Source organism: uncultured Thiothrix sp. (genome assembly GCF_937876535.1).
In the GTDB taxonomy this organism is placed as follows: Bacteria; Pseudomonadota; Gammaproteobacteria; order Thiotrichales; family Thiotrichaceae; genus Thiolinea.
This window is the reverse complement of the sequence record NZ_CALFHZ010000020.1, coordinates 137,110-156,032: the sequence shown is the minus strand read 5'-3', so window position 1 is coordinate 156,032 and position 18,923 is coordinate 137,110. Positions and strand designations below refer to the sequence as shown.

11 protein-coding genes are annotated in these 18,923 nt (G+C 44.8%); 6 read left to right on the top strand and 5 right to left on the bottom strand.

The genetic code is table 11. The features are described 5' to 3' along the window. Nucleotides 1-7: 7 nt before the first annotated feature. The 5 genes from Q0230_RS12735 to bioH all read right to left on the bottom strand — a co-directional run bounded on the left by Q0230_RS12735 (nucleotide 8) and on the right by bioH (nucleotide 4,569). Nucleotides 8-709: a B12-binding domain-containing protein gene (locus tag Q0230_RS12735; RefSeq protein ID WP_298610507.1), complete on the bottom strand. Its 702-nt coding sequence runs from the start codon at nucleotides 707-709 to the stop codon at nucleotides 8-10. A gap of 12 nt (nucleotides 710-721) precedes the next feature. Beyond that, nucleotides 722-2,260 (bottom strand): trimethylamine methyltransferase family protein, encoded by a 1,539-nt coding sequence (locus tag Q0230_RS12730; protein ID WP_298610505.1) that lies wholly within the window; start codon nucleotides 2,258-2,260, stop codon nucleotides 722-724. Nucleotides 2,261-2,383: 123 nt separating this feature from the next. Next, nucleotides 2,384-2,767, bottom strand: coding sequence for a polyhydroxyalkanoate granule-associated phasin (locus tag Q0230_RS12725; protein ID WP_298610503.1), 384 nt, complete (start codon nucleotides 2,765-2,767; stop codon nucleotides 2,384-2,386). 181 nt (nucleotides 2,768-2,948) lie between these two features. Continuing rightward, nucleotides 2,949-3,821, bottom strand: a complete 873-nt coding sequence (gene bioC, locus Q0230_RS12720) for a malonyl-ACP O-methyltransferase BioC (RefSeq protein WP_298610501.1) — start codon at nucleotides 3,819-3,821, stop codon at nucleotides 2,949-2,951. Further along, nucleotides 3,811-4,569, bottom strand: coding sequence for a pimeloyl-ACP methyl ester esterase BioH (bioH, locus tag Q0230_RS12715; protein ID WP_298610499.1), 759 nt, complete (start codon nucleotides 4,567-4,569; stop codon nucleotides 3,811-3,813). The genes bioC and bioH overlap by 11 nt, the downstream gene beginning before the upstream one ends. A gap of 62 nt (nucleotides 4,570-4,631) precedes the next feature. Here bioH and plsY point away from each other — a divergent pair, with 62 nt between their 5' ends. From plsY to Q0230_RS12685, 6 genes are all read left to right on the top strand, one after another. Then, on the top strand, nucleotides 4,632-5,237 hold the full coding sequence (plsY, locus tag Q0230_RS12710; RefSeq protein ID WP_298610497.1) for a glycerol-3-phosphate 1-O-acyltransferase PlsY: 606 nt from the start codon (nucleotides 4,632-4,634) through the stop codon (nucleotides 5,235-5,237). 14 nt (nucleotides 5,238-5,251) lie between these two features. Next, nucleotides 5,252-5,947: a metal-dependent hydrolase gene (locus Q0230_RS12705; protein ID WP_298610495.1), complete on the top strand. Its 696-nt coding sequence runs from the start codon at nucleotides 5,252-5,254 to the stop codon at nucleotides 5,945-5,947. A gap of 141 nt (nucleotides 5,948-6,088) precedes the next feature. Then, nucleotides 6,089-6,613: a hypothetical protein gene (locus Q0230_RS12700; RefSeq protein WP_298610494.1), complete on the top strand. Its 525-nt coding sequence runs from the start codon at nucleotides 6,089-6,091 to the stop codon at nucleotides 6,611-6,613. 58 nt (nucleotides 6,614-6,671) lie between these two features. After that, the gene (locus tag Q0230_RS12695; protein ID WP_298610493.1) at nucleotides 6,672-9,680 is read left to right on the top strand and encodes a hypothetical protein; all 3,009 of its coding nucleotides are present in this window, start codon (nucleotides 6,672-6,674) and stop codon (nucleotides 9,678-9,680) included. A gap of 145 nt (nucleotides 9,681-9,825) precedes the next feature. Beyond that, nucleotides 9,826-16,038: an OmpA family protein gene (locus Q0230_RS12690; protein WP_298610492.1), complete on the top strand. Its 6,213-nt coding sequence runs from the start codon at nucleotides 9,826-9,828 to the stop codon at nucleotides 16,036-16,038. After that, nucleotides 16,016-18,703 (top strand): hypothetical protein, encoded by a 2,688-nt coding sequence (locus Q0230_RS12685; RefSeq protein ID WP_298610491.1) that lies wholly within the window; start codon nucleotides 16,016-16,018, stop codon nucleotides 18,701-18,703. Before Q0230_RS12690 ends, Q0230_RS12685 begins: the two co-directional genes overlap by 23 nt. The last annotated feature ends 220 nt before the right edge of the window (nucleotides 18,704-18,923 follow it).

The following is an 18,923-nucleotide window of genomic DNA, read 5'->3' as shown; positions in this document are numbered from 1 at the left end:
TATTAACTTAGGCTGCTTGGCGCTGTTGAACCATGCTTAAACCGGTACTAGAAGCTGCTGCCGCATCCCGACAATAAGCATCTGCACCGACCGCTTTACCGAACTCTTCATTCAGTGGTGCGCCGCCAACTAGCACGATGTAGTCATCACGAATGCCTTTCTCGACCATCGCATCAATAACCACCTTCATATAAGGCATAGTCGTAGTCAAAAGCGCAGACATCCCAAGAATATCCGGTTTGTGCTCTTCTAACGCAGCTAAATATTCATCAACTGAGTTATTGATACCTAAATCGATCACTTCGAAACCAGCACCTTCCATCATCATCGTCACTAGATTTTTACCGATGTCATGGATGTCGCCTTTAACCGTACCGATTACCATCTTGCCAATCGGTTTAGCGCCGGTTTCAGCTAGCAGTGGACGCAGAATCGCCATCCCACCTTTCATAGCATTTGCGGCTAATAAGACTTCCGGTACGAATAAAATACCATCACGGAAATCCACGCCAACGATACGCATGCCTTCAACTAGAGCTTCGGTCAACACTTTGTCTGCAGCCCAACCACGCTCAAGGAGAATATTGACGCCTTCTTCGATTTCCTCTTTCAAACCGTCATACAGGTCATCATGCATCTGCGCCACTAACTCTTCGTCATCTAACTCGGAAAGAATTAGTTCATCACCATCATCGTATTCTTCTGCCATAACCTGTGCTCCTTAATAATCTTTATCGGGAAATTCTGCTTTGCGCTTAGCCATAAACTCGAGCAAAGCCTCATCAATAGCTTGATCCATCGGTGGGAGTTCATACTCAGCCAACACCCGCTTAAATAGGGTATTTGCGCGCTGTGCCATGTCTTGGCTGCCCTCCTCCGTCCACTGCTCAAAACTATTGTTATCTGCGAGTGTAGACCGATAGAAAGCTGTTTCAAAGTTACGCTGGGTATGCTCAGCACCAAGGAAATGTTTGCCAGGGCCAACCTCACGGAAAGCATCCATGGCTTGACCATTTTCGCTCATGTCTACACCGCCGAGCAGCACCGACATCATATTTGCTTGATCGACATCCATCATGAACTTTTCATAGCCCATGACTAAACCACCTTCCAACCAACCGGCTGTATGCAGCATGAAGTTCACGCCAGCTAAAGCGGCTGTTTGTAAGGTATTAGCTGCCTCATAAGCGGCTTGTGCATCGGGTAATTTGGAAGCACATAAGCCACCGCCACTCCGGAAAGGCACACCTAAACGCCGCGCTAAAGCCGCGACGGTATACATCACTAAGCTAGGCTCAGCACCACCAAAAGTAGGAGCACCAGATTGCATGGAAACAGCACTAGAGAAAGTCCCGAACACCACTGGAGCACCAGGGCGGACTAATTGCGCAAAGGCCATCCCGGCTAAGGCTTCCGCCAGAATTTGTGTGGCTGTACCAGCAACTGTCACGGGTGACATCGCACCAGACAGAATAAATGGAGAAATGACCGTAGCCTGCATATTGCGCGCATAGACTTTCAAAGCACCTAACATGGTGTCATCGTAGGTCATCGGCGAATTGGCATTAATTAAACTGGTCGTAACGCAATTATTGGTCGCAAACTCTTCACCGAATACAATCTTTGCCATATCCACGGTGTCTTGTGCGCGTGAATGATGGGTCACAGAACCCATAAACGGCTTATCACTGTATTTGAGATGGCTATACACCATATCGAAGTGACGTTTATTCACTGGCAAATCAACGGGTTCGCAAACCGTACCGCCGGAATGATGTAAGCCGGGGCTCATATAAGCGAGTTTGACGAAATTGCGGAAATCTTCGATGGAAGCGTAGCGACGACCTTTATCTAAATCGCGCACGAAGGGTGAACCATAAGCTGGCACTAAAACAGTGCGTTTACCACCGATAATGGTACTACGCTCAGGATTACGTGCATGTTGGGTAAATTCTTTGGGGGCAGTCGCTTGAATCAGCGAGCGGCACATGCCGCGTGGAAAGCGCACACGCTCCCCTTGAATATCTGCACCCGCATTTTTCAGCAGGCTGATAGCTTCGGGGTCATCACGGAAATCAATCCCGATTTCTTCAAGGATGGTGTCTGCATTGTGCTCAATCAGCGCCAAATTTTCTTCGCTGAGCACTTCAAAATAGGGAATGCGTCGCTCAATGAAGGCTGCTTGTTTGGTCTGAGAAACTTGGCGGGCTGCGCGCTTACTATCGCGTCCACCGCCTCGACGTGCTGGCCTTTCGCTCATGTTCAGTACCACCTGACAAACTGTTGATGTCTGGCATATTAAATATCGTTGACTGAACAGTCAATCAATAAAAGCAGTCACTTGAACTAACTGCTTTTAGAAAGCAAGCAAGGGCTTGAAAACTTAGATTAAGCTAGTCTTATTTAAGCGCTTCGCATTAGAAACTGCCCGCTTATGTAGGGGTTTAATGCCGCTGGTCAAAATCTGCGTTGCTGCTTGCTCTAGCTGCTCAACTGGGTTTTTGGAAGATGCTTGCGCTGCCCAAGGAAACCAGAAAGAGAAGAATAAACGCTGGTTAATTTGTAAAGATTGCAGCAGCATTGCATTCCAAGACTCATAAAAAGCCTCTACTTTTTCCGCACCCATTCGATAAAACTCACGTTGATCACGAGCAGATGGATTAGCCCCTGCTAAAGCCATACGGGTTAAGCGATGCGCAATCACTTGCGGTGCTGCATAAGCAACTTCAGTTGCTAAAGTCGGTAAAGATTTGGAAGAGCTTGCCACAGTTTTCTCCTAGAAAAACTCTAAATTGTTGCAGTGCAGCAAATATAGCATAAAGCCTTTACGAATAGATACAATTATCCACTTAAAACTACTTGACTAAAGGTATAGCTGGTCATTTAAGCTACTTAATTCAGCCCGAGATTAAGAACAAAATTTATCAGGCGATTCGCCTAATCCTTAGCTAGCGAGCTTGAATCGGAATAAAGCGCTCAGGCTTAGCACTAGGTTTAATTGGTGGTGCCCAAGCATGGCCAAAAATCACTTCATAAGTTGCCGGATAAGTTTCATCAGCCAAGCGATAATGTTCATAAGCCTGATAAAAAGCCTGCAAGCGCTGTTTACCCGTCAACCCCCGATTGCGCCCTAAAGTGGCATTATTGGCACCAATTGCTTTTAAATCCTGTAATAAACCTTTCACTACTGGATAAGTGACCGTAATCACGTCCCGATCCATCACCGGATCACGAAAGCCTGCTTGCAATAAGGCATCGCCTACATCGTGCATATCTACAAAGCGACTGGCATGGGTATAACCATCTACCTGCCCCCAACTATTCCGTAACTCATATAAAGTATCTGGCCCGAAAGTGGTAAAAGTGAATAGGCCTTCTGGCCGCAATACCCTTACACATTCTTGAAATACTGCCACTAAATCATTACACCATTGCAGCATCAGGTTAGAAATTAAGAGATCTACACAATCATCTTGAAACGGTAACTGCTGCACATCTGCACAAATCCCATTGAGCCTGACATTAGCGGTTTGGCGTTTAGTCTCTTCCACCATGCCTAAAGCCAGATCAAGACTAATGACCTCAGCTTGTGGATAGCGACTTAAGAGTTGTTTGCTAATCGCACCGGTTCCACAACCTAAATCCACCACCCGCTCCGGTTGTAAACGCACATAATCCAAACGCTCTCCTAAGCGATCACCGATTTCACGTTGGATAAAAGCCGCTTGGTCATAGGTTTGTGCAGCACGATTAAACCCTGACCTGGTTTTAAACGGATCAAGATAATAGGCTAACTCAGCAGGAACAGTCTTAGAGGCCATAAATAAAATTTTCCACTATTAGCATGAATTCATCGGGGTGCGTGACAAAAGGTACATGTGCAGATTTAGGTAACACTTGCACTTCGTTATAATGCAAGGCTTGCAAACCCTCTGCCAAACTAATAGGAATTAATTTATCCAAACGCCCTAAGATCCATAAACAAGGTAATTGGACAAGGTTTTGCCGGCAATCGGCAGTACGCAATATATCCAAACCCACGTTGAGTGCCTCCAAACTTGCTGGATATTGCAAAATTTGGTCACGCAAAGCATTTAAAGCAGCCGGATCACTCCGCACCCCCATAAACTGTAAGGCAAAAAAGCGCCGTACTGTGGCTGCATAATCTTGCTCCAAATTATCTGCAAAACCTTGTAGAACTTCGGTGCTAAGTGCATAAGGCCAATCCGGAGCCAGCACAAATCGTGGAGTACTGGCAACCAGAATTAAACCAGCCACTTGCTCTGGCAGGCGTTGCGCTAAAGCTTGGGCAATAAGACCGCCTAAAGACCAGCCCATAATGATGGCATTAGCTGGAATATGTGGCCTAAGTTCTTCCACCACTGCTTCAAGGCTGGTTAATTGCAGCTCAGCACTACGCCCATGACCAGGCAAATCGATCCAAGTCACTTGAGCTTGTTGAGTCAAACGCTTCCTAATGGGCTGCCAAACCAATTGATTCATTCCCCAGCCATGCAAAGCCACGAGTGGGCGGCCTTGGCCTTCGGTAATGGTAAAAAGCTGCGACAATTCTGTTCCTTTCAGGCTATCATGTTGGCGCATTCTACCAAGCAATAAGGGATCACGCTGCTATGTCCTACGCCCTATTAGTTTTAGCTTATTTATTAGGCTCGGTTTCGACCGCAATTATTACCTGCAAATTAATGGGCTTACCCGATCCGCGTACGGCTGGCTCAAATAATCCGGGCGCCACTAATGTCTTACGCGTAGGTGGAAAAAAAGCTGCCGCAATCACCTTGGCAGGCGATATGTTAAAAGGTTTAATCCCAGTCTTACTTGGGCAACTCTTGGGTTTGAGCTACGGTTGGTTGTTTTTAATTGGATTTGCTGCATTTTTAGGTCATTTATTTCCAATTTATTACAACTTTAAAGGTGGTAAAGGCGTAGCGACTGCCTTAGGGGTGTATTTTGGGCTACATTTGTGGGCAGGGGTATGTGTCGCTTTAATTTGGTTATTTATCGCCAAAGTTCTTAAAATTTCTTCCCTTTCAGCACTTATCGCTACTTTAGTAGCACCCATTATTTTCTATTTATTTACCCAGAGTGGGTATTTAGCCTTAGGTTTAATTTTAATGACTGCCTTAATTTGGTGGCGGCATCAGTCGAATATAAAAAACCTCTTAGCTGGTAAAGAGGGATTAATAAAAATGAATAATACAGACGATACTAGTAATTAGTAAATTTTCACTATATGGCTAACTTTCATACTCATATTACTTGGGCTGCTGCGGGTTCAGGCTTGCTGTCGATTCTTTGTTTACAAGTCGGCTTGGTCGGCCAACAAGATGCTTTGACTCTTGCCTTGGTTGGAACGATTGGCGGAATTTTACCAGATGTTGATTTACAACATGCTTATCCCAGTCGAATCATGTTCTCGATGCTTGGGATTTTTGTCGCTTTTCTCATGGTATTTTCAGTTAAAAATGACATGTCAATCAGTGAGTTATGGTTAGTGGGCATAGGTGCCTTTTTAGGGATTCGCTTTGTCTTTTGGCAGATCTTTCATAAATATACGACTCATCGTGGCTCTATCCACTCCTTGATTGCTGCTTTATTTGCTACTTTTTCAATTACCGCAATGAGCTACCACCTTTTAGGCAAGAATGATTTTACCTCGTGGCTAATTGGTTTGTTTTTATTCATCGGATTTATTCTACATTTAGTATTGGATGAAATTTATAGCGTTGACTTTATGAACTATCGCATTAAGCGCTCGTTTGGGACTGCTTTAAAATTATTTGATAGTTCCAAACCTGCTAAATCTATGTTTTTGTTAGGGATGACTTTTTTAGTTTGGTTTGCTACCCCAAGTGAACAGCGCTTTTGGGACACCTTCACCAGCCCACAAACTTATCACATTATTGCTGGCCGTTTACTTCCTGAATAAATACCATTAATTCCATTTATCGGCTTTTCCCCCTCTTCTGGCAATATTTAGTTACAATTCTTTATCCTTGCTAGGATTGATTAGACCACAACGCCAAATTAAAAAAATACATAACTACTAGTTGTTAAGAGGGGTTCATTCATGTTTCCAAAAATTCATCTGTTCAAAAAGCGCGACTATGCCTATTTATTAGTGGCCGCCTCAGTAATTGCCGGTGGTATTGCAATTGCTAATACTCAAGCCTCTAAAGCACCCTTGCAAAATAGTATGACCGCTTATGTGGTTAGTACTGATAAAGCGGGTAAAGAAGTTCTGCAACCTGCGACTGAAGTAGAGCCTGGTCAAACGGTTGAATATCAGTTGACCTATGAAAATACCGGTGCGAATCCATTAAAAGATCTAGTTATCACTGGCCCTGTGCCACGTGTAACCGCTTATATTGGTAAAAGTGCTTTTACGGAAGCCAAAGCAGCCTTACAAGTCAGTATCGATGGTGGCAAAACCTTCGAAAACGAGCCGGTAAAACGCATGGTTAAAGATGCGAATGGCAAGAAAGTTGAAAAAATTATTCCACCAAGTGCTTACACGCACTTACGTTGGACAATGAAAGAGCCATTGAATGCAGGTGAAGTACAAAACTTTGCTTACCGCTCTACCGTTAAATAGTTAAAAAAACAAACCCTTAAGCGTCATTAATTAATAAAAACAAGAGAGAGTCAACCCTATGACCTTCAATAAAAGAAAACTAAGCCAAGTTTGTGCAGGTGCATTATTGGCTGGTGGTCTAGTCGTGAGTATTGCCCCAGCGGTTGCAGCGACTGCAGCTGGCACATTGATTAAAAACTTAGCAACTGTCACTTATGAAGATAGCGCTGGTAATAAATACTCAGCTCAATCGAATGAAGCTGTTATTACTGTCAAACAAGTCTATAAAGCTGAAATCGCGAGTGACACTGACAAGACTGCAACGGCAGGCCAAATGGTTTATATCCAGCACACCTTAACCAATAATGGTAATGGTAGTGACACCTATAATTTGACTGCCACCAATGATGCAACGATCACGGATAATATTGACTCTAGTAGTGTCAAAGTTTACCGCGATCTGAATGGTAATGGTTTAGTGGATGCCGGTGAACCTGAAGTAACTAATGTTACCTTAGCCGCTGGTGCAAGTGCTGAATTAGTTATTGCTGTTGCCGTACCTAGTAGTGCAACCACAAATCAAAAACTGGGGGTTATCTTAACTGCTACCTCAGCAAATGGCCCAGTCACTGATGCGACCGATACCACCGGTGGTACTGATAGTACCCAGGGCACTAACCAAGACTTAATCACTATCTCTGGTGATGCCGTTCTGAACTACACTAAATCAGCGGTATTGAATGCTGCGACTAACCGCATCACCTATACCTTAACGATTACCAATACCGGCAATCGTGCCGCAACGGGTGTCAATATTTATGATGCTATTCCGACTGATAAGAATGGCGTCCCCATGACTTTAATTAGCACCAGCGCTCAAGGCATCTTGACGGCTAATGGTGACACCTTACCTGCTGCTGCTACTCATAATGAAACAACCTTAAATATTGATGTTAACAATGATGGCGATAAAAATGATACTGCAGTAGCCGGTATTAGTGCGATAGATGCATCTATTGCACCTAACCAAACCGTTAGTGTCAATATGGTGGTCGAATATGACCCTGCTACCTTCAATAACAATGCAATTGCTGGCTCTGCAGGCGATATTATTAAGAATACTGCTTGGTTACAAGCTAACTTAGATGGCATACCAGGTAATGAAGACCCGATTTCTTCTAACCCTACTCAAACTGTATTGCCGCAGAAATACGCTGTAGACGCGAATGATACCGATGAGAACATGAATGACACAGTCAACGATGGCTTAGACGATGACGGTGACAATGATACTCAATATGTTACTCAAGCACCTGTAGGCTCTTCAGTTCAGTTCATGGTTGATGTTACGAACAATGGTTCAGGTACTGATACCTTTGAATTATTGATTGCTAAAGGCGACTTCCCAGTAGGTACCACTTTCACGATTTGGAATCAAGCTGGAACCGTTCAATTAACGGATACCAATAGTAAAGGCGGGGTTGACACTGGCCCATTAGCTGCAGGTGCAACCACAACCTTTATGGTAAAGGCACAACTACCAAACAATGCTAGCGGCATTGGTCCTGATCCTGATGGTACAGGCCCAATTCTCCCTGGCTTTACTGCCACGGTAACAGCTAGTTCAGCCAACGATCCAGCCACAACCCCCGCTAACAATGCGACTACTCTAAAATTAGGTGCAATTACCAGCTCTGGCGTGGACTTAACTGATAGTGTTGACGGCCTTACAGTCGGCGTGGATAAGGACGAACTAGGCAACTCGCCTTATACCATTAACAATGGTAGTAGTACGACCAAAGGCTCACGCCCAACCTTTAACGCAACAGTAGGCAGCCAAGTAGAAATTCCATTCTACCTTGACAATGACTCTGGCTCTGCGGATTCCTTTAAGCTAAGTGCAGGTGGCAGCGATGGTACAACTTTAGGTGCCTTACCTACTGGTTGGAAAGTGGCTTTTTATGCCACTGATGCCGCCGGCAATCGTACTGGTAGCCCAATCACCACTACTCCTTCTTTACCAGGAGGCACTGCAGACCGTAAGTATATTGCCGTTGTGAGCATTCCAACTGATCCTGCTAATGCAGCAGCTGACTATGGTACAGTGGATACCAATGGTGATGGCGACGGCGATCAATTAATCTCTATTAAAGTATTGTCATCTGCAACAGGTGCCACTGACACCATGATGGATGCGATTGACGTAGCACCTTTACGTCAAGTTGCCTTAACACCTCCTGGAGCTGATCAAATCCAAGCGGGTGGTTCTGTAGACTATACTCATACTTTGGATAACACTGGTAATACCAAAGAAACCTTTGAAATCAGTGCAACTAATCCAGGTACTACGCCAAATTGGAACAATAACCTGTTAGTTGATACTAATGGTGACGGCACTCCAGACAAGCCAACTAGCCAGCTACTCCCCACAGATAAGATCTATGGTATGGATAACGCCGGTAATATTGTTCCTGTAACATGGACAGATAGTGATGGGGATAAGAACCCAGAAGTAACTCTACCACCTGGCGTCTCTATGCCTTTGACTCCAGTAGTCTTTGCCCCTAGCGATGCTGATCCAGGCGAAATCAACACATTAACAGTCACTGCTACTAACACTGACCCAGCTGCAGCAGCTCCAGATGCTAGTGTAGAAGACATTTCTACCGTTATTTTAGGTCAAGTACGCCTAGTCAAAACTGTAGCTTATGACGCTGCTTGTGATGGCACAGCTGATGGTGCCTTCGCTGCTAACTTAACCTCTAAAGTCGCTCCAGGCGAATGTGCTATTTGGCAGATCGTGGCAGAGAACCAAGGGGATGCTAATGCTCTGAAAGTAGTCATTCGCGATAATGTTCCAACTTATACTACTTATCAAGCTGGTAGCTTGCGGTACAAGTTGGATAACACCAGCTTCTCAGTACCTACTGATGCAGCAGATAATGATAATGCAGAGCAGGTTAACGGTACTGTCTCCTTCTTCATCGGTGATAGTCCAATTGCTGCAACTGCTACAACTCCGGCAGTGGGCGGCACCTTGGTACCGGGTCAAACTGCAACGGTTCAATTCAGCACTAAAGTTGATTAATTTTAGCACTGAATAGATCAAGCATAAGGCCTACTCCCTCTGCCTTTGGGTAGGGGGAGTTTTATGAATAGAATAGCGCTGTGGTGATCCCACAAACACCACCTTGCAAGCACAAAAATTAGAAAAATAACCAAGAGAGGCATGCATGTTACGCATTCTCAGCGCATTGATGCTCTTCCTGCTCCTTAATGTTGTCTCCTATAGCCAAGCAGCGACTGCTCCGGGTGTAGAGATTAGTAACCAAGCAGAAGCATCGTACTCTTATAAAACTAAAAATGGCACAGAGATTAAAGCAACTGCGCTTTCTAATGTAGCTACGCTAGTGGTTGCGCCCCTATTACAGGTCGAGCAGAACCAAGATCAAACTCAGCCTGCTGTAGTAGGCAAACCCGTTTCTTTCCCGCATAAAATTACTAACACTGGCAATCAGTCAGATAGCTACCTTCTGAGCGTTGAAAACCTCATGGGTGATAATGGGGATTTAGAAAATCTAAAAATTTACTTGGATGAAAATGGTAATGGTCAAGTCGACCCCGGTGAGCGCGAAATCACTAAGACTGACCTATTAAAACCGGGTGAAAGCATTCAAGTGGTCGTGGTCGGTACCGTACCTAGTACCAGTCAACCTGGCGACCAATTTACTATTAAACTTACAACAACCTCGACTAATGACCCAAGCGTTAAAGACAGTGATATTGATACGGTCAATATTAAACAAGGCGCAGTCTTACAGCTGAATCAGACTGGTGATGTGGATTGCCAAGTGACCCAAGCGATTGGCGATCGTAGTTATCATGAAATCAGCTTCACTAACAAAGGCTCCGCTGCACCTGAAGAGCGCACCATTAGTGTGGGTGGCGTTTCTTATAAAGGCGTCTTGCTGGAAGAAGCGCTTGATTCTAATTATTTTACCCTGCTGAAGCAGCCCGCTTTCTTTGTACAACCAACTCAAGGTCTGACCTTAGTAGCTAATGCTTTAGGTCAGTGGAATTTTTATAGTGCGTGGGATGGTAGCAGTCCAGTCAGCAAGGTTGGAGTATTAATCCCCGCTAGCTATTTAGCAGCGAATCAAAGCGGTAAATTTGGCTATACCCTTACCGTGTCCAAATTACCCACTGAGCAAACTGTCTTTAATCAACAAGCGATGGTTGATTTGAATGGCGATGGCACTCCTGATTTCCAAGGCAATACCGTCTGTAATACTTTAATTGCTGATCCAATTATTAAGGATCGTGATGGGCAGGATATTGAAGGCACTGTATTTGACTCAGTAGAACTTAATGGCATCAGCAATGCTAAAGTCGACTTAATTACCGTAGCGGATAATATCGTTGCTAAAACGGTTTATTCAGATAATCAAGGTGATTTCAAATTCACTGGCTTAGAAGTGGGTGAATACTATATTAAGACTACCCCACCTTCGCCCTATACCTTCCCGTCTACCCATCCGCCTGCAGAATACACAACTACTGAGTACGATCAAGTACGGGAAGCTTCCTATGGCTTAGAGGGCTATCAAGCAGCAGCTAGAACGATTGCGGCGCGGGATAATGCCGGCATGATCTCAGTGGTTGAATCAGCGACTAGTTATACTTTAGATATTCCAGTCGACCGCCCAAGCACACCCAGCACTGAAATTGCGATTCAAAAGCAAGCTTCCGCCACTACGGTTTCGATTGGTGAGCTAGTCTCGTATACAGTCAAGATTCGCAATACTTCCAGCGAAGACTTATACAACACCATTATTCGCGACCTCTTACCAGTTGGTTTTAAATACATTAATGGCACAGCCAAAGTCGACAGTAATTTTATTAGTGATCCTCTACTAAGCACCAATGGCAAAACGAATCAATTAGAGTTCCGCATTGGTAATTTCCCAGCGGGCACTGAAATTACGCTGACTTATATTACCCAAGCGACGGCAACCGCCAATAATAGTAATGGGATTAATACGGCTCAAGCGCTTGGTTATAGTGCCACCAATACCGCGATTTCCTCACCCGTAGCGAGTGCACAAGTACAGCTACAAAAGAGCGGTGTGCTCTCCGATCGGGCGATTCTATTTGGACGCTTAGCTTTAGAAAAAGGCTGCGCAATAGGTACTCCTGATGAGCAAGCCAATGGCTATCCGTTAGCGGGTGTACGTCTGTATATGGAAGACGGTACTTATGTGATTACTGACATCAATGGTCAATACAGCTTATATGGCTTACAACCAGGTGTGCATGTACTGAAAGTAGATCAACATACTGTCCCTGAAGGTCTGCAATTCCAAGTTCTGGATGTGGCTCAAGCGGGTGATCCTGATAGCCGTTTTGTGGATTTGATTCCGGGTGATTTCTATCGGGCGGATTTCACAGCAGGTTGTCCACAAGTAGAAACCCGCACGGTAGAAGAATGCGCTGAGCCAGTGAAAAAGCAGGTTCAGGAATGCACCCAAAAACCAGTAGTCACTACCACCACTGAAATAGCTACCCGCACGGTAAAAAACCCAATTCAAGCAGTTCACTTTGACTCGGGCAAAGCAGTGATTCCAAGCGAGTACTTAGCCAAGCTCAATAAAGTCGTGCAAATGACCAAGGATAAGCAAAATGTTCGCTTCCAATTTGTCGGGCATACAGACAATCAGCGCTTGAAACCCTCGACTAAAGAACAGTTTGGTACTAACCAAGGCTTATCGGAAGCCCGTGCTAAAGAAGTAGCTGATTATGTTCAGCAAAACTTAGGTCAACCGATTCAAGTGAGCGTCGCTGGTCACGGTGAAACTCAACCGATTGCAAGCAATGACAATCCAGAAGGTATGGCACAAAACCGGCGGGTTGAGTTGATAATGACTTATGAAGAGCCTGTACAAAAACAAGTTCAGCAGCAACAACTGCAACAAGAATGTAAAACACGTGAAATTGCAGAAGAACGCTCAGCGGGTTGTACCACCCGCACGGTAACGGTGGATAATCCAGCGATTAATGCCTTACTGGCGAAAAATAAAACCACTGCTCAAGGCTGGAATAATGAAGTACAAAGCTTAGACCCTGCGAATACTGAGAATTTACAGAACTTAGCGCGCTTTGCGGATAAGAATGGTGATATTTCCAATGGCTTGATGGAAGCCCATCGTCAACAGGTGAAGAATCAACAAGAAAACTTTGCGACTGAACATGCGGCGGAAATTGAGCAGCAAACTCAAGAATCGGCCATTCCTAATCCAAAAGAAGTAGTGAAAACCATCACCACAGAACAAGGTAAAGCGGGTACATGGTTATGGCCTTTAAGTGATACCAGTTTAGATGGGCGCTTTATGGTGGTAATTCGTTCCGAAGTTGATCCTAGTTTAATGGTGAATGGCAAAGCTGTGTCTAGCAGCCAACTGGGTGAGCAGATTGTGAATAAAAGCGCGAAAGCCCAAGTCTTAGCCTGGTATGGCGTTGATCTGCAAGAAGGTATGAATGAGATTAAAGTCGTTGCTAAAGATGCCTTTGGCAATGAACGTACTTTAGCAGAGAAAAGTGTGAAGCGTCCTTCGGCTGGGGTGGCTATTAAACTGAAAGTTGATGGCACGCTAACAGCTGACAGTGGTCGCTCTACTGTTCCAGTGCAAATCGATATTCTGGACGTGAATAACTACCCAGCCAAAGGAACTTACTTCCTGACCTTAGAAGCCAGCGATGGTACTTGGGCAGAACCAGATATTCAGGACAAAGTGCCAGGTCACCAAGTGAAGGTTACTAGCGGTACTCGTACTGTGCATCTGCGTAGCTCTGCGACCAGTGGTGAAATTACACTGCGTGTCTCCACGGGTACGCTACAAAGTGAAACTGATGTCGCACAAATTGCAGAAATGCGCCCACTGATTGCGGTTGGTTTATTAGATTTACGTGCACATACTGGTTATGCAAAAGGCTATAAGAGCTTAGGCTTAACTCAGCTCGATGATACTGCCGATGGTACTGAATTCGATGGTCGCTCTGCCCTCTTCCTGAAAGGTAAAGTACGTGGTGATATGCATCTGACTGCTGCCTATGACAGCGCTAAAGACAAAGAGGCTGAACTGTTACGCGACATTAATCCAGATGAATATTATCGGGTCTACGGTGACTCCTCTTTACGTGGCTTTGAAGCACAAAGCCGTAGCAAGCTGTATGTGAAATTGGAGAAAGACCGCAATAGCGCTATGTGGGGTGATTATATTACCGACAATGACACTAGCAGCGCTGATATTGCACGAGTTTCACGTACCTTGACAGGCTTCAATGGCATCTATGACAACGGCAAAACTCGTCTACAAATGTTTGCTGCTCAACAAGATAATCTACGTGGCTATGAAGAGATTCCGGGTAATGGCACGGCGATGCATTATCAGTTGCAAGGCCATCCGATTGTGCGCAACTCGGATATCGTTGAAATCATTACCCGTGATCGCGGCAATATTGGTTTGATCACCAAAACTGAGAAACTCGAACGCTTCCGTGATTACTCGATTGATGAAGTCACTGGCTATATTACTTTCCATAAAGTCATTCCGACTTTGGATGATCAGTTAAATCCAGTATCGATTCGCATTACCTATGACCGTGTTGAAAAAGGCGATGATTATCTAGTAGCGGGTGTGCGCTTAATGCATCGCTTCACAGATGAGTTCAGTGCAGGTGCAAGCTATACCAAGGATGACCACGCCACTGAAGGCTATGACATCAGTGGGGTATTTGCTCAGTACAAAACCGCAGATACTGAAATCCAAGCGGGTGTTGCTAAAATGAACCATGCGGATGGCAGCGAAGGTGGCACAGCAGTACGCTTACAAGCTAGTAAGAAATGGAATGAAACCGCACAGACTCAATTCACGGCAGTACAAGCAGATGCGGGTTATACCAATTCTACAGGGGGAGTGACTGCAGATCGGCGCGAATTGAAATTGACCCACGAGCAAAAGCTTGGTGCTAATTTAGAAGGCAAAGCCGAACTAACCCATAGCGAATCGTTAAGCACTGACGACCAACGTCAAACGGCGGAATTAAGCGCTACCACCAAACTGGATGAGTGGAAACTCAAAGGTGGGGTACGTCATATCCGTCAATCTGATGCCAATGGCGAAGAGAACATCAACACCGCCATTGTCGGGGTCGAGCGTAATATTAAGATGTTTGAGCGCAATGGTAATGTGAAAGCTGAATACGAGCGTGAAATTGGCGGGAACTCGGATCGTCAACGCGCTAGCATCGGTGCTGAGCTGGAAGTGAATGATAAAACTAAAGCTTATATCCGCTATGAACAAGCGGATCGTTTATCCAGTGGTACTTTAGCCGGTGCGGTGGATACCAGTAATAATTTAGTGGCCGGTGTCAAAACCCAAGTACTGCCTTCCACTGAGCTTTACTCTGAATATCGTATCGAAGGCGATATTAGTGGTGAAGATGTGGTGGCAGTGAATGGTGCTAAGTCAACCTTCGATCTAGAGAAAAACTTGGTGGTCACACCGGGGATCGAGTTCATGAACTATGATAAAAACTCCGACAAAAGTGACAGTATCGCTGCCTCTGTAGGCTTAAGTGATACCCGCGATCCAGATGCGAAGAAGTTGCTGCGTTTAGAAACTCGTCATAGCGATGATGAAGACTACTATGGCTTAAGCGGTACGTATGTGCAAAAGCTAAACGAGACGACCACTGTGATGGCGCAAGACGATCTACGCCTGCAAAAATACGGTGATGGTCGCGAAGATGCGATGCAAAATACCCTGACTTTAGCCGCTGCGCATCGTCCAGCCGGTGCGGATGACTACAATGCACTCTATGCCTACAAATGGGATAAGAATGATGCGGACAATACCAATACGCATATTCTGTCGACTCAACAGCATTATCGGGTGAATGAGGATGTGGATGTTTCTGGCCGCTTAGGGGCTAAACACCAAACCTTAAAAAGCGATGCGGGCAATAGTAGCTCGAATGCTGTCCTAGCCGATGGACGTGTGATTTGGGACATCAATGATCGTTTCAGTTTCGATGCACATGGTGGTGTACTGAACAGTGATTCGAACACCGCTTACTCTTTAGGTGCTGGCGTCGCATTCAATGTAATTGACAATGTGCGCTTAGGTGCGGGTTACAACTTCCTTGGCTTTAATGATAGCGACTTAGACTCCGAAGGCTTCAATGCCCAAGGTGGCTATGTTGGCTTACAGATGAAAGCGGATGAAGCCTTATTTGGCTGGTTGACTGGCGACAAACCGGATTGCAACCCGCGCTATATGGCAGGCCGAGATCAATTAAGCGAGCAAGCCAAACGTGCTGAAGATGATTGCAACAAAAATAATAATGAGAAGAAGGCTGCGAATCATGAGCAAAAACCAACTGAATAACCTGAATCGTCTGCTTCTACTGCTGGTAATGAGCTTCGTGCTCATTCCCTTGCAGACTTGGGCACTGACGGCGGCGAATACCCTGATTCGTAACCAAGCCAGTGCCACTTTCAAGGATGAAGCCGGCACAGCCTACAGCGTCACCTCTAATATGGTGGAAACGCTGGTACAACAAGTGGCTGGTTTAGAATTGGTGCAAACGCAGACTAAGCTGGCCAGTAGTGGAGCCACTGTCGAATTCCCACACGTTGTCACCAACACTGGGAATGGCGATGACAGCTTCAGTTTAGCCTCGGCTGAAATGACCGGTGATAGCTTCGACTTCGCTACGGTGAAATTCTATGCCGATGCCAACCAAGATGGCCAAGCGGATGACCTCAGCAGCCCGATTACAAAAACACCTTTGCTAAAATCAGGTGAAAGCTTCTCCTTTGTAGCGATTGCGGAGGTACCAGCTAGTTTAAGCGATGCGACAACGGGGAAATACACTTTAACTGCAGCGAGTGCTTTCACACCCACAACACAAAAGACGAATGTTGATACTGCTGAAGTGAATAGTAGTGCGGTCTTAGATGTCACTAAATCAATGAGTGCTACTCAAGGCACAGCGGGCAGTGGTAACTACACAGTGACCTTACGCTATCACAATAGCAGTGCGCTGGATGCCAGCAATGTCACTTTGATTGATGCTCTGCCAATAGGTATGACCTATGTGGCTAATAGTGCGCGCTGGAGTGAATCTAGTTCGACGATTCTAAGTGATGCAAATCCTAGTGATGTTCAAGGTAGCGTACAAACCATTACTTATTGTGCCTACAACAGTAGCTGTACAGGTTTGCCAGAAGCCACTCAAGATGCTGACACTAATAGCACCAATCAAGTGACTGCGATTATTAGCCAAGTCGCAGCGGGGGTGACTGGTGAGTTGCGTTTTGAAGTAAAAATTGCCGCAAATGTGCCAGCCTCTATACTAACTAACACTGGAGAATATTTATTTAATGATGGCACTGCAACTACACCCAGCTTCAATACCAACCCAGTTAAATTTGAAGTGCTACAAGATGTGGGTGTAATCACTAATGGTAGTCTTTACACCAGTAATGATGGCGATGACGAGCCTATTTTATCCAATCCAATCTCTCAAGGCGGTACTGCCATCTTCAGAGATTATGTATGGAATAAAGGTAATGGCGTTGATAGTTTTGACTTAAGTTTTAGCAATAGCAGTTTTCCAGCTGGAACTGTCCTACATATGTTCCAAGCAGATGGTAATACCCCTTTGTTGGATACAAATGGTAATGGTATTCCTGATACAGGTAATTTAGATCCAAACACCAATGCCTTAATCATTATTAAAGCAACTTTACCAGCCAGTGTTAACGGTGGTACGCCCTATTCAGTCACCTTAAATGCTACTTCATTTAAAGATAATAGCGTCTCAAACCCAGCCATCAATACTTTAACTTATATTGGCTCTAGCCAAGTTGACTTAACTAATAATACGGCACTCTCTACTCTCGTAGTGCAGACTCGCAGTGTCAGTTATCCAACAACTCCGCAACAACCTACCATCAATGTACCAGGAGAAGGCATGGGGCCAGAGCCAGAACCCGTTACCGTCAATAATTTGATGCCTGGTAGTAAGACCGAGTTTGTCCTTTATGTGAATAATACCTATATCAATGCTGATAACTACAACCTACAAGTCAGTACGGATAGCAGCTTTTCAACTATTACGCTTCCAACTGGTTGGAAAGTACGCTTTTTAGATGAACAAGCTAAAGTCATTACCAATACAGGCCCTATTCCATCTCAAGGCAATAAGCGAGTATTTGCAGAGGTCACCGCACCGGCGAATGCTACTAGTAGCATTATCCATTTATATTTCCGCGTTTTATCACCCACGACTGGTGCTAGTGATATTAAACATGATGCTGTCGCGGTAGGTGCTATTACTGATTTAGTCTTATACCCTGATAACACTGGGCAAATCTTACCTGGTGGCTCTATCGTGTACTCACATTGGTTGAGCAATCAAGGTAATGTAGACAAAGCCAATATCAGTCTGACTACCACTGATGAGCAAGCTGGTTGGACGTCACTGTTGTATGCAGACACGGATGGGAATGGTGTGTTAAGTGGTGGTGATCAACGCCTAAGTAACTTAGCGAATTTAGCAGTAGGCGATACTATGCTAATCTTTGCCAAAGTCTTGGCTGCTTCTGATATTCAAATGGGTCTAGCCAATATTACGACGGTCAAAGCGACTTGGGATAATGGTGCTTCTAGTGTTCAAGCACTTGATATCACCACCACCAATAGTTCCGATGTTTCTATTCGGAAACAACAAGCATTGGATAGTAATTGTGATGGCTCGCCAGAAACGGGCTTCACCCATGCACTGTTTACCGCTGAGCCAGGGCAATGTGTGGTTTATCAATTAACTGCTACGAATACTGGCGCTGAGGAAGTCCGCAATGTGCGTATTCAAGATGCTACCCCCGCTTATACCTTTTTTAATACAGCGGGGGGACTACCACAAATGAGTCAAGGCAGTCTTGCCCATGCAATTAATCAAGGCAGTACAGGTGATATTACGGGTGTCGTAGGTACTTTGGCAGCTGGGAATAATGCTAGTTTAACCTTCGCCATTAAAATTCAATGAATCAGAAAGTAGCTTGTTACAAAAGTAACAAGCTACTTAAAATCACTTATTGATTTAAAAGAAATTTTGGTTAAGTTTAGAGCATAGTTACAGTTTGTTATAATCATAATTGCCAAAACTTAAGAAAATACAACTCAATAGGGTATAGCTTGTTTAGTTTTCCTAAGTGAAAAGCACTACGGACATTAATAAATTCATAAAAATAACTGACACAAGGCTA

What these genes read in the sequence shown, in the direction of transcription:
- Q0230_RS12735 (WP_298610507.1), bottom strand. Translation starts at nt 709, where the DNA reads ATGGCAGAAGAATACGATGATGGTGATGAACTAATTCTTTCCGAGTTA.
- Q0230_RS12730 (WP_298610505.1), bottom strand. Translation starts at nt 2,260, where the DNA reads ATGAGCGAAAGGCCAGCACGTCGAGGCGGTGGACGCGATAGTAAGCGC.
- bioC (WP_298610501.1), bottom strand. Translation starts at nt 3,821, where the DNA reads ATGGCCTCTAAGACTGTTCCTGCTGAGTTAGCCTATTATCTTGATCCG.
- plsY (WP_298610497.1), top strand. Translation starts at nt 4,632, where the DNA reads ATGTCCTACGCCCTATTAGTTTTAGCTTATTTATTAGGCTCGGTTTCG.
- Q0230_RS12705 (WP_298610495.1), top strand. Translation starts at nt 5,252, where the DNA reads ATGGCTAACTTTCATACTCATATTACTTGGGCTGCTGCGGGTTCAGGC.
- Q0230_RS12700 (WP_298610494.1), top strand. Translation starts at nt 6,089, where the DNA reads ATGTTTCCAAAAATTCATCTGTTCAAAAAGCGCGACTATGCCTATTTA.
- Q0230_RS12695 (WP_298610493.1), top strand. Translation starts at nt 6,672, where the DNA reads ATGACCTTCAATAAAAGAAAACTAAGCCAAGTTTGTGCAGGTGCATTA.
- Q0230_RS12690 (WP_298610492.1), top strand. Translation starts at nt 9,826, where the DNA reads ATGTTACGCATTCTCAGCGCATTGATGCTCTTCCTGCTCCTTAATGTT.
- Q0230_RS12685 (WP_298610491.1), top strand. Translation starts at nt 16,016, where the DNA reads ATGAGCAAAAACCAACTGAATAACCTGAATCGTCTGCTTCTACTGCTG.